12 protein-coding genes are annotated in these 12,344 nt (G+C 34.1%); 5 read left to right on the plus strand and 7 right to left on the minus strand.

Annotation, left to right across the window (positions count from 1 at the left end; translation table 11 throughout):
- Genes JJQ98_RS04520 through JJQ98_RS04540 form a run of 5 tightly spaced genes read right to left on the minus strand, consistent with a single transcriptional unit; the run spans position 1 to position 3,390 of the window.
- Positions 1-732 carry a metal ABC transporter ATP-binding protein gene (locus JJQ98_RS04520; protein ID WP_005022860.1) on the minus strand — a complete coding sequence of 244 codons (732 nt, stop codon included), beginning with the start codon at positions 730-732 and terminating at the stop codon, positions 1-3.
- Positions 719-2,053 (minus strand): SH3 domain-containing C40 family peptidase, encoded by a 1,335-nt coding sequence (locus JJQ98_RS04525; RefSeq protein ID WP_151104776.1) that lies wholly within the window; start codon positions 2,051-2,053, stop codon positions 719-721. The genes JJQ98_RS04520 and JJQ98_RS04525 overlap by 14 nt, the downstream gene beginning before the upstream one ends.
- Positions 2,047-2,388, minus strand: coding sequence for an arsenate reductase family protein (locus JJQ98_RS04530; protein WP_151104775.1), 342 nt, complete (start codon positions 2,386-2,388; stop codon positions 2,047-2,049). The genes JJQ98_RS04525 and JJQ98_RS04530 overlap by 7 nt, the downstream gene beginning before the upstream one ends.
- Entirely contained in the window at positions 2,388-2,717 is a 330-nt protein-coding gene (locus JJQ98_RS04535) for an AzlD domain-containing protein (protein WP_054195765.1), read from the minus strand. The genes JJQ98_RS04530 and JJQ98_RS04535 overlap by 1 nt, the downstream gene beginning before the upstream one ends.
- Positions 2,707-3,390 (minus strand): AzlC family ABC transporter permease, encoded by a 684-nt coding sequence (locus JJQ98_RS04540; protein WP_060663313.1) that lies wholly within the window; start codon positions 3,388-3,390, stop codon positions 2,707-2,709. The genes JJQ98_RS04535 and JJQ98_RS04540 overlap by 11 nt, the downstream gene beginning before the upstream one ends.
- Before the next feature lie 152 nt (positions 3,391-3,542).
- Here JJQ98_RS04540 and JJQ98_RS04545 point away from each other — a divergent pair, with 152 nt between their 5' ends.
- Complete coding sequence (locus tag JJQ98_RS04545) at positions 3,543-4,766, plus strand: glycosyltransferase (protein WP_151104774.1); 1,224 nt, start codon at positions 3,543-3,545, stop codon at positions 4,764-4,766.
- Here JJQ98_RS04545 and JJQ98_RS04550 read toward each other — a convergent pair.
- Positions 4,763-5,185 (minus strand): hypothetical protein, encoded by a 423-nt coding sequence (locus tag JJQ98_RS04550; RefSeq protein WP_247596687.1) that lies wholly within the window; start codon positions 5,183-5,185, stop codon positions 4,763-4,765. The genes JJQ98_RS04545 and JJQ98_RS04550 overlap by 4 nt on opposite strands.
- Complete coding sequence (gene purL / locus JJQ98_RS04555) at positions 5,151-7,361, minus strand: phosphoribosylformylglycinamidine synthase subunit PurL (RefSeq protein WP_151104773.1); 2,211 nt, start codon at positions 7,359-7,361, stop codon at positions 5,151-5,153. Before purL ends, JJQ98_RS04550 begins: the two co-directional genes overlap by 35 nt.
- Positions 7,362-7,541: 180 nt before the next feature.
- On the opposite strand from purL, the gene ppsA reads away from it, so the two are divergent.
- From ppsA to JJQ98_RS04575, 4 genes are all read left to right on the plus strand, one after another.
- On the plus strand, positions 7,542-9,965 hold the full coding sequence (gene ppsA, locus JJQ98_RS04560; protein ID WP_054195768.1) for a pyruvate, water dikinase: 2,424 nt from the start codon (positions 7,542-7,544) through the stop codon (positions 9,963-9,965).
- A 138-nt stretch (positions 9,966-10,103) separates the two neighbouring features.
- Positions 10,104-10,724 (plus strand): phosphoserine phosphatase SerB, encoded by a 621-nt coding sequence (gene serB / locus JJQ98_RS04565; RefSeq protein WP_005022876.1) that lies wholly within the window; start codon positions 10,104-10,106, stop codon positions 10,722-10,724.
- 11 nt (positions 10,725-10,735) lie between these two features.
- The gene (locus tag JJQ98_RS04570; RefSeq protein WP_065836689.1) at positions 10,736-11,740 is read left to right on the plus strand and encodes a transaldolase; all 1,005 of its coding nucleotides are present in this window, start codon (positions 10,736-10,738) and stop codon (positions 11,738-11,740) included.
- 67 nt (positions 11,741-11,807) lie between these two features.
- Complete coding sequence (locus tag JJQ98_RS04575; protein WP_005022879.1) at positions 11,808-12,344, plus strand: 50S ribosomal protein L25/general stress protein Ctc; 537 nt, start codon at positions 11,808-11,810, stop codon at positions 12,342-12,344.

Below are 12,344 nucleotides of genomic sequence, written 5' to 3' on the forward strand. Positions count from 1 at the left end.
CTAATTTTTAAAATATTGCGATTGCATTAACATTTCAACTTCGCAAAAATGTTCTTTAGCAATTTGATTATTGATTTGAGGAAGTTCATGTTCTTTTGCTTCCTGATTGACATATAAAACTTTTTTTGCATAGCCTAATAACACTGAAATATCATGGCTAATCATAATTATAGTCTTTTCTTTATTTAAAGTTTGTAATAAATCGTAAATTTCTTTTTGGTTTTTTTGGTCAATACTTGCTGTTGGTTCATCTAAGATTAATAGATTTGGATTCCCACACAATGCTCTTGCAATTAGAACCCTTTGTCTTTGTCCTCCTGAAAGACTTCCAATTTTTTTATCGGCATAAGATTCAAGATGAAACTGCTCTAAAAGTTCCATAGCATTTTTTTTTGCATTTTTAGGCAAGAAACCTCCAAAAAGTTTTGGTTTTAAGAATCCCATCATCACAACTTCAAGTGTAGAGATAGGAAAATGGCGATTTAAGAAAGTGTTTTGTGGCACATAGCCGATGCGTAAGTTTTGGCTTTTTAGAATCTTCCCGCTACTTGGCTTTAATAGTCCAACTAATAGGCGTGCTAGAGTGCTTTTTCCGCCCCCATTTGGTCCAATGATTGCCCAAAAATCATTTTCATAAATTGTCCAATCCACATTATACAAAATTCGTTCTTTGGTAAAATAAAAATTAACATTTTTACATTCAATTATTTTTTTAGGATTATTGTTTTGCATATTCTAACTCATCTATATTAAAAAGATTTCGCATTCCATAAATGCCTTTAATTAGCAGGGTATCTTGATTGATTCCTTGAATATTCTCTCCAATATTCAATGGAGTTATGGCGATTTTTCCAATGATTTTTCTCCCTTCTTGTGTTTCATTTTGTAGCGTTTTTAGTCCCCATATATCATGAAGAGCAAAAATTTCTCCATTTATCTCCCCAATATAAAGCATAATATGTCCTTTCATTCCAAGCAAAGTTGCAAAGGGAATGGCATGGTTTTTGATAGCTAGAATCTTTTCTGGCGGATTTAGGTGGCTTAAATCTATAAAAGTGGCTTGATTTTTGCCAATTTGTGCTTGAGAGTTTCTAGGGAGATAAAAGCCAAAATTTCCTAAAGTATCCCGCAAAAACATAGAACAATCTCTATTTCCAAGCATTCCTCCCCAGCCATATTTTTCTCCGATGATATTTTGTGCAAGGGAGGCATAATTTTGGCTAGAAAAACGCATAGGGAATTTTGTAAAGTTTTTTGTAGATAGATGAACTTGAACTTCTTTTGCAAAGCCTCTTTGGGTGCGAGTAAAAATAAAGCTCTCATAAAGATTTTTGGTGCTACCAATGAGGGGCAAAAGCATACCAATGCGTGCAGATTCTAAAAATTCATTATGGGTATTTCTAAGAGGTGTATAGTCTTTTTTGACAACTAAGAAATCTTTTGTATTTTTTAGTTTTTGGATTTGATGATTGTCCAAAATCGCCACATTAAGAGATTCTACCCATCCACTAACAAAGCCGCTTTCTATAAAAACCCATTTTTTTGATTTGGAATAATGTGTGATAAGCACAGGTGTGCCTAGATAGATGGAGGAATTTTGCCAATAATCAAAAGGATAGCCTTCGCCTGCTTGTTTTGGATTTAAAAATCGTGGTTTATTGGTTGGCAAAACTCTAATATCACAAGAGCGTGTGATAATAGCAGGTTTTTTTGCATTTGGAAAATTATCAAAATCCGCTTCTTTTTCTAAGAATTGGATTTCTTGGAGTGTGTAGGGTTGGAGATTCTCGCCAAAACCATAATTTCTTAAAGCTTGTTGTAATCCCCATTTGACTTCTGTGGAAGTGTGTTTTGGATTTTTAGAAAAAGGGGCAAAAAAATGCTTGAGATATTCTTGTTTTAAGGCTTTTGTGGAGGAAGTTTTGAGGGTTGCATTAATGGAAATATAATCTTTTGGGTTTTGGTTTGGCAAATGGATTGGGATTTGTGAGGGTTTTTGTGAGCAGGCACAAAAAAGGATAAGATAAAGTATAAAAAAGCAATATTTTACCATTGCATTTTCTCATATTTTTCTAAATCAAATCCCACAATAGTTTCATTTGGTGTGCTAATTACCGGTCTTTTAATCAAGGTGGGTTCTTTTAAAAGATAGTCTTTAATTTCTTCTTGGGAGAGGTTTTTATCTTTTAAGCCTAATTTTTTGTAAGTTGTTCCCTTGCTATTACAAAGAGTTGCAAGGGGAATTGTTTTGAGCCATAATTCTAATTCTTCTTGACTTGGGGGAGTTTTTTTGAAATCAATGAATTCATATTGAATTTTGTGTTCTTCTAAAAAATTAAGTGCTTTTTTGACGCTCCCGCAATTTTTGATACCATAAACTTTTATCATTAAAATATCCTTATCATAAAAATATAAAAAATAATCCCTATAAATATACTAAAAACTGAATTTTTAAACCATAAAAAACACAAAGTTGCAGCAAAGATTCCGCTAATTTCATAGATTCCATAAGTTTCATGCCAAGGTGTTCCTAATAGGCTAAAAAAGATTAAAAGTGTCATAATTAAAAGTGGCATTGTTTCTTGGAGATATTTTAGAAAATTGTTGTTAGCTATGTTTTTGAAAACAAAAAAGGGCAATAATCTTGTCATTGCTGTGCCAAATGAGGCAGCTAAAATTGCCCCTATGAGATAAAAGGTATCAAAATTATTTTGCATAATCTATCCATTTTTTGCCAAATAATAAAATTAAAATTCCCACAAAAATGCTAAGGAGCAAAAAATATTTGCTAGGAAAAATAATCAATCCTATCACCCCTAATACTAAGCCGATATAGAATGGCTTTTTATTGATAGAGTTTTGCAAAAGAGAAAGGGTAAGTACGCTAAAAAGGGCTGTTAGGGCAAATTCTACCCCATCTGGTTGGAATCCTATACCGCTTCCCAAAAAGATTCCAATACCACTACCCAAAACCCAGTAACAATGATTGAAAAAAGTAATATAAAAATAGTTTTTTTCTAAATCTTTTTGATTGAGATTCAATGAAGCATGATTAGCCTTTAGCACAGCAAAAGTTTCATCAGTTAGTCCAAAAAGAATATAATATTTAACAATCCCAAATTTCTTAATTTCATCAGTGATGGCAAGGGAATAAAAAATGTGTCGGATATTTAAAATAAAAGAAGCAATGGCAATCTCTAAGAATCCAGTGTAAGTAGAAATGAGAGAGACAAGCAAAAATTGTCCTGCACCTGTAAAGATTAAAATAGAAATTAAAATCCCATAAAACCAGTCAAGTTGGAGTTTAGAAAAAAGGATTCCAAATGCCATTCCAAGGGGTAAATATCCCATTAAAACCGGTAATGATTGGATAAAGCTTCTTTTGAACAATTAAAATCCTTTTAAAATTTGCAATTATAACAAAATATGTGAAAAATTAATGTGGATTAAGCGGTGTAAAACCGACAATTTTGCATTGAAAATGTCCTTAAAATATAGTAAAATCCACTCTTAAGAGTTCATAAATCCATTTGGAGAATAAATTGAAGAAGTATAAATTTGGTATTTTATTAGCCGCCACAAAAGATTCAAGTTTCACACTTGGGACTATGATTGCAAATATCAAAGACAAAATGGGGGATTTTGTAGATATTTTTTATATTATTCATGATGGATTTAGTTTAGAAGATATGGAAGCGATGAAAAAGCTTTCTAAAAATAGCGAGATTGTTTTTTCTGAATTTACACAAGAGACTTTTATGGGGAATTTTAGGAAGTTTGGAGGCAATGCTTTAAAATTTAATTTTTCTAGTGGCTTTTTGGGGCGTTGGACACATATGGTGTATGCTTGCTTTGAGGTGTTTAGATTTTTGGAAGAATGCGAAAGTATTTTGTATTTGGATTTTGATATTTTAATACTAAAAGGAATGGAGCATTTAGCAAAATTAAAAGAGCAAGGAATTAGTATTGCTGCTGAGAGAGGCAAGAAACGCTTAAATGAGGTGTATCCTCACTATAATGGAGAGTTTGCAAATAATCCAATCTATCGTTCTGGAAGTGTTTTGGTGAATGATACAATTTTGGATCCTAAGGAATGCTATGCTTTTGTGTATCAAAAAAGTGCGGATGTAGCTTATGGGCTAAATGATCAAGGCATTTTATCTTTGCTGATTTATGAAAAAAATCTAAAAACACAAAATCTTGGGAAAGAATATGTAGGCAGTGTGCATTGGCTAAGCAATGATGAAGTGTATTTTGTCCATGCTTATGGAAGAGATAATCGTTTTTGGAATAATCGCCTTTGTCATCAAGTTTGGAGAGAATGGGAAGAGTATTATAATGTTTGGCTAAAAGCTGGCGGTTCCCCATACAAAGGTGGGTTTGTGGCAAATACGACTTATGGCTATGAAAGGGTGCGGTTTCATTTGACTTATAAAATTGGATATGCAGTTATCGAGATTCAAAGGAATCTTAAAAGTAAATGGGAGTATTTGAAGCTGCCTTTAATAATGATAAAAATTACCCTCAAACACAAAAGGAAGCTTAGAGAGTATCACAAAAAGATTCAAGAATTTCCGCATTTGAAATTACCTCCCCTTAGTGCATATGATTACAATCAGATTTTGCAAGAAAAGCAAAGCATTCCTTATAGGCTTGGGGAGGCGATATTGGAGTTTTATAGGGAGTGGTGGAAATTTGATATTTTTAGATTATATAGGAAAATTAACGCAATCAAAAAGGAAGCTCAACTAAGATTTAAAAATTAAAATGCCTCAAAGCCAAGCAAAATACATTTATCAAAATAGGGTAGGACGCACATTGCGTGAAATTTTCCTCCAATTCCTATATCTTTTAGGGTTTCATAGTATTTTATGTCAAATTGTAGATGAGAACCTTTTTGCGTGGAGATTCCAACGCCGCTTAGTGTATTTAGATAAATAAAACTTTCAATTTGGCTAGAAATAAGAATCAAAGAATATTTTAAAGAGAGTTTTTCTTGTGGAGTTAGGAGGTGGTAAGCTTCCAAACTTAGCAGTTTGCGATGGCGAAAGTGTATGTAATTTTTTTGTAGGCTTTGCTTATGAACTTGCTGATAAAAACTATCTAAGTCCATAGAATAGAGGGGAATAATCCCCAAAAAGAGGATAATTCTAAAGTGTTTGGATAATTTCTCTAAAACTATCAAAGTAGATTCTCTTTGCTTCTTGTAGCGGGATTGAAATATTGCCAATTTCTATGTTTTCTCCACCAAGTGTGGCAACTTTTTCTAGTTGCAGATTAGAATTTGTTATTAGATTGTGTAAATCTTGAATGTGTTGTGGTTTAATTGCAATAAGAACTTGTGTTGGAGCTTCACCAAAGAGTGATTTGTTATCGAGATTTTCCACGCTTTTGCATCCGATATTACCTCTAATGCAAGCTTTTGCGAGTGAAATAGCTAATCCGCCTTGATAGATATCACTCGCCCCTTCAATGAGTTTTCTTTCATTTGCAACCGCTAAAACATTCCACAAAAATAATTCATCTTCTAAAGCAATTTTTGAAATATCATCTTTGATGCTATTGCCAAAATATTTTGCAACAAGACTGCCGCCAAATTGTGGTGTAGAATGTTTGGATTTAAGAAGATAGATTTCAAGATTATTTTCTTTAAAATCATTAGATAAAATATTATAAATATCATCTACAATGCCCACTCCAGCAATGCTTGGTGTAGGGTAAATATCACTTTGATTGGTTTGGTTATAAAGGCTAACATTTCCGCTTACAACAGGAGTATTGAGGGCTTTGCAAGATTCTTTGATACCTTCACAAGATTCTTTGAATTGCCACATTACTTCAGGATTTTCAGGATTTCCAAAATTCAAACAATCCGTGATTGCCAAAGCTCTACCGCCTCTTAGGGCAATATCTCTACCTACTTTTGCCACAGCTTGTTTAGCCCCTTCTTTTGGGTTGAGATAGCATAAGCGAATAGGGCAGGCTACACTCATAGCCAATCCTTTTCCATTTTCTTTTACGCGTATCACGCTTGCCCCACCACTTCCAGCTTTAATTAGAGTGTTGGTTTGCACCGTGCTATCATATTGCTCATATACCCATGCTTTATCGCTAATATCGGGAGTTTTTAGAAGGGTGGTGAAGATTTCATTGGGGTTTAGTTGCTCTAAAGTTTTTGTATTTAGAGATTCAACTTTATTGAGATATTGCGGATTATCACTTACAGGGCGTTTTAAGATAGGGGAATTTTCACTTAGAGGTGCGATGGGAATCTCTGCACATTTTTCATTGTGCCAAAATAGCTCCATTTTTCCACTATTTGTAACTTCTCCCACTACTGCACAATCAAGCTCCCATTTTTTGAATATTTCAATAATTTCCTCTTCGCATCCTTTTTTGGCACAAATCAACATTCTTTCTTGCGATTCGCTAAGCATTAATTCATAAGGGGTCATATTTGCTTCACGGGTAGGGACTTTATCAAGATGCATAATCATACCGCTTCCACTGCGTCCAGCCATCTCAAAGCTTGAGCTTGTAAGTCCTGCTGCACCCATATCTTGAATTCCAACAATTAAATCTTTTTTGAATAATTCCAAGCAAGCTTCCAAAAGCAATTTTTCTGTAAAAGGATCCCCCACTTGCACGGTTGGACGCAAAGATTTAGAATCCTCATTAAAGCTATCAGAACTCATTACAGCACCACCCAATCCATCGCGTCCAGTTTTGGAGCCTACATAGATTACCGGATTTCCGATTCCTTCGGCTTTGCCATAAAAAATTTCATCATTTTTAACAATTCCTAGGGTAAAAGCATTGACTAAAATATTGCCTTCATAGCAATCTTCAAAACTCATCTCACCACCGATAGTTGGCACTCCCATACAATTTCCATAGCCGCCGATTCCTGCTACAACTCCACGCAATAAATAGCGGTGTTTTGCACCCATAGAATCTTTTTTGGCTATATTGCCAAAGCGGATAGAATTGAGGCTTGCAACCGGTCTTGCTCCCATAGTAAAAACATCACGCATAATTCCACCTACTCCAGTGGCAGCTCCAGCATAAGGTTCTATGAAGCTTGGGTGATTATGGGATTCCATTTTAAAAACCGCTCCATATCCTCCACCAATATCAATAATTCCCGCATTTTCTCCGGGTCCTTGAATAACCCAAGGTGCTCTAGTGGGGAATCCATTAAGATAAATTTTACTAGATTTGTAGCTACAATGCTCACTCCACATAGCAGAAAAAATACCAATTTCTACTAAATTTGGCTCTCTTTTTAGAATCTTGAGAATGTTTTGATAATCCTCTGTCGTGAGTTTGTGTTGTTTGAGTATTTGTTCTAGGTTTTGCATTTTATTTTTCCTTACAACTTTTAGCTTCATTTTTTGAGTAAATTTTACAAAAAATTACTTTCTTTTTTGAAAGTTTAGCAAACTGCATTTGAAAGTATTATAAACTTAAGATTTAGATAAACTTATTTTAAATAGAATACAGATTTAAGTCTATGTGCTTTACTAAGGAGAAAAAGAAAAATGAAATACATCAAGTTTTTCAAGGAATTAAATAATAAAGATGTGCCCGTTGTGGGTGGAAAAAATGCAAGTATTGGAGAAATGTTTCAAGAGCTTGTGCCAATGGGTATCAAGGTGCCAAATGGTTTTGCAATTACAAGTGAAGCATATTGGTATTTATTAGATAGCGGAGGAATTCGAGAAAAAATTAAAGAATTGCTTGAAGGGATTGATGTAACTGAAATTGATGTATTAAATGTGCGTTCTAAAAAGATTAGAGATATGATTTTTGGGACACCTTTGCCGACTGATTTACGCGAAGAGATTTTGGAAGCTTATAGGATTTTAAGTCAAGAATATAATATGGAAGAAGCGGATGTAGCAGTGAGAAGTTCTGCAACTGCTGAGGATTTACCGGATGCTTCTTTTGCAGGACAGCAAGATACTTATTTGAGTGTGCAAGGGCAAACAGAGCTAATACATTATATTAAATCTTGTATGGCTTCACTTTTCACAGATAGGGCAGTAAGTTATCGTGCATCAAGAGGTTTTGATCATTTTAAAGTAGCCCTTTCTGTGGGGGTGCAAAAAATGGTGCGTTCTGATAAGGGAAGTTCTGGAGTTATGTTTAGTATTGATACAGAAACCGGCTTTAAAGATGCGGTTTTTATTACTTCTGCGTGGGGGCTTGGTGAAAATGTTGTAGGTGGCACTGTAAATCCTGATGAATTTTATGTTTTTAAACCGGCTTTGGAATTGGGTAAGCGTCCTATACTAAAAAGGCAGTTGGGATATAAAAATATCAAAATGGTGTATGCAGCACCCGGAGCAAAGCATCCTACCAAAAATATAGAAACCACTGAAGAGGAATTAAAGAGTTTTTCTTTGAGTGATGATGAAGTTTTGACTCTAGCGCGTTATGCGATTTTGATTGAAAAGCATTATTCTAAAGAGGCTGGTGAATATCGCCCTATGGATATGGAATGGGCAAAAGATGGGAATAGTGGAGAGATTTTTATTGTCCAAGCACGCCCAGAAACTGTGCAAAGTCAAAAAATGAAAAAACAAAGCAATACTTTAGAAAAATACTTTTTTAAAGATAAAGGTCAAAAAGAGATTCTTCTAAGTGGAAAGGCAGTAGGTGGAAAAATAGGCATAGGAAAGATTCGCGTAATTGATAATATTGCTAATATGGGAGAGCTTAAAAAGGGTGAGATTCTCGTAACAGACAATACAGACCCAGATTGGGAACCTGCGATGAAAAAGGCTGCTGCTGTCATCACTAATCGTGGCGGTAGGACTTGTCATGCGGCAATTGTCGCTAGAGAGATTGGAGTGCCTGCAATTGTTGGAGCTGTTGGGGCAACAGAAAAATTAGAAACAGGAATGGAAGTAACAGTTTCTTGTGCAGAGGGGGAAGATGGATTTGTTTATAATGGGATTTATGAATTTGAAGTAGAAAAAGTAGATTTGGATTCATTGGAACAACCCAAAACAAAAATTTATATGAATATTGGAAATCCCGAAAAAGCTTTTGCGTTTTCTATGATTCCAAATAATGGAGTTGGGCTTGCTAGAATGGAGTTTATTATCAATAATTATATTAAAGCACACCCTCTAGCACTGATTGATTTACACAATGGAAATAAAGAATTTGACGGAATTGAAGGTGTAAAAGAGATTATGTCGGGGTATGCTAATCCCAAAGATTTTTTTATTAAAAAAATTGCAGAAGGTGTGGGAATGATTGCGGCAGCATTTTATCCTAAGCCCGTGATTGTAAGAACTAGTGATTTTAAATCTAATGAATATTGTCGAATGGTTGGTGGAAAGGATTATGAACCACACGAAGAAAATCCTATGATAGGATATCGCGGGGCTAGCCGTTATTATTCTGAGCAATACCGACAAGCCTTTGAGTGGGAATGTCAAGCTTTGGCAATGGTAAGAAATGAAATGGGCTTTAGCAATATGAAAATTATGATTCCATTTCTTAGGACTCCAGAAGAAGGAAGAAGAGTCTTGGAGATTATGCGTAAAAATGGGCTTGTGCAGGGCGAGAATGGGTTGGAAATTTATGTAATGTGTGAATTGCCAGTGAATGTAATTTTGGCAGATGAATTTTTGCAACTTTTTGATGGATTTTCTATCGGCTCTAATGATCTTACGCAGCTTACTTTGGGGGTTGATAGAGATGGAGAGCTTGTTAGCCATGTATTTGATGAAAGAAACCCTGCGTTGCTTAAAATGTTTAAAATGTCAATTGAAGCTTGTAAGAGACATAACAAATATTGTGGAATCTGCGGTCAAGCACCTAGTGATTATCCAGAAATTGCAGAATTTTTGGTAGAAAATGGCATTACTTCTATTTCTTTGAATCCTGATTCTGTGATTGAGACTTGGGACAAAATTGTAAAACTCGAAAAAAGACTTGGAATCTCCTAAATAGCTTCCTTTAAAGAATGGGAAATTTTTCCTTTCTTTAAAGAAATATAAAAAAATAAAATCAAATTTTTAATTGAAATTTTCTTATATTTTTTTAGAGGTATAATTTGACAAAATTAGTTTTTAAGAAGGATTATTTTGAAGCTTGCTGTTTTTGATTTTGATTCTACTTTGATGGATGGGGAAACGATAGATTTATTGGCAAGAGCACATGGGAGCACGCAAGAGGTAAGCGATATTACCAAAGAAGCGATGGCTGGAAAACTTGATTTTTATCATAGTTTAAAGAAACGCGTGAAAACTCTAAAAGGAATGCCTTTGCAACAGGTTTGTGAAGTTTGTGAGGGACTAACTTACAATAAAGGTGCAAAAGAAATCATTGAAATTTTAAAAGAAAAAGATTATAAAGTTGTGGTATTTAGCGGAGGATTTGATGAAGGTGTAAGTGCTGGGAAAAAGGCACTTGGATATGATGTCCATTTTAGCAATACTTTGCACCATAAAGATGGCTTATTAACAGGAAAAGTAGGTGGTGAGATGATGTTTGCTTATTCAAAAGGTAGAATGCTTGAAAAAATCCAAACTTTATTAGGCGTTAGTTATGAAAATACAATAGTAGTTGGTGATGGTGCAAATGATATTTCTATGTTTCAATACGCACAAAAAAAAGTAGCATTTTGTGCAAAAGAAATTTTAAAAAAAGCAGCAAATATTGTGATTGATACCAAAGATTTGTCGTTGATTAAAAATTATCTTTAAGGAGGAAAAGCATGCCAAATAATATTTCTTTTTCTTTGTGGTGTGATTTAATTGAAAGAGATTTTTTGGAGAATGAATTTATAAAAATGATTGAAGGTGGGATCATTCAAGGTGCTACGAGTAATCCAGCAATTTTTCAAAAATCTTTTATGGAGGAAAGTTATCAAGAACAAAAAGATACTCTAAGAGATAAAAAGCCAAAAGAAATTTACGAATCTCTAGCCAAAAGCGATATTCAAAGAGCTGCAGAATTGCTTATGCCTATTTATAGCAATAATCCTAATGATGGTTATGTGAGTATCGAAGTTGATCCTAACTTGTGTGATGATGCAAAGGCAACTATTGAAGAGGGTGTGCGGTTGTTTAAAGAGATTGGCTATCCTAATGTGATGATTAAAATACCGGCTACTAAGGCAGGATTTTCTGCAATGGAAGAATTAATTTCTCAAGGAATCTCGGTGAATGCAACTTTGGTCTTTACAAAAGAACAAACTATTGGTTGTATGGAAGCGTTTAAGAGGGGATATGAGGTTTTAAAGAAAAACACCAAAAAAGAATCCAAAGATTATCCTCGAGCGGTTGTAAGTATTTTTGTTTCACGCTTTGATAGAAAATGTGATGCGATTTTAAAAGAAAATGGGATACCAGCGGCAACTTTGGGAGTGAAAAATGCTCAATATCTTTATCGTATCATCAATGATTATTCTTTGCCTTGCGTGAGGGCTCTTTTTGCGAGTACAGGGGTGAAAGATGATAGTTTGGAAGCTACTTATTATATCAAAGAGTTATACCATCAATATGCAATCAATACCGCACCTCTAGCAACGATTGAAGCTTTTATGCAAGTAGATGAGTTGCAAGAATCCTATTTACCAAGCTTTGAAGAATTAGAAGAATATTTTAATGCAGTTAAAGAAGCTGGTATTGATATTCAAAAAGTTTCTGATGAATTATTAGCACAAGGCTTAGAAGATTTTAAAAATGCTTTTGCAAAAATTTTGGAAAGTTTGGTTTAATTTAAATTAAGTTTTAAGAAAAAAGGCTATAATTGCAGTTTCTTATTTTATTTTTTAAGGATTTTAAATGTTAAGTGGAATAATTAGAGAGAGTATTTCAAAGGCTGATACTAAGTCTTTAAGAAAAAATGGTTATCTAATTGCCAATATTTATGGAAAAGGCAGAGAAAATATTCATTGTGCTTTTAAACGCAATGATTTCATTAGAGAAGTTAAAAATAAAACTGACTTAATTTTTGAAGTGGAAGTGGGTTCTCAAAAATATCCAGTTGTTATTCAAGAATATCAAAAAGACCCTATTACAAGTGAAATTATCCATGTAGATTTGATGTTGGCACAAAATGGAGTAGAAGCAAAGTATTCTGTGAAAGTTAGAATTGTTGGAATCGCAAAAGGACTTAAAAATAAGGGTGTTTTGATGGTTTCTAAAAAGAGAATTAAAGTAAAAGCAGCACCTGAAAAACTGCCCAAAGATTATGAAATCAATGTAACTGATTTGGATGTAGGAGATGTTGTATTAGTACGTGATTTACCTCAAAATGAAGGTGTAAAAATTGTAGAAAGAGATGATGTAGCTATTGTGGGTGTAATTAAATCACGTTAA

Source organism: Helicobacter pullorum NCTC 12824, assembly GCF_017979475.1.
Taxonomy (GTDB): domain Bacteria; phylum Campylobacterota; class Campylobacteria; order Campylobacterales; family Helicobacteraceae; genus Helicobacter_D; species Helicobacter_D pullorum.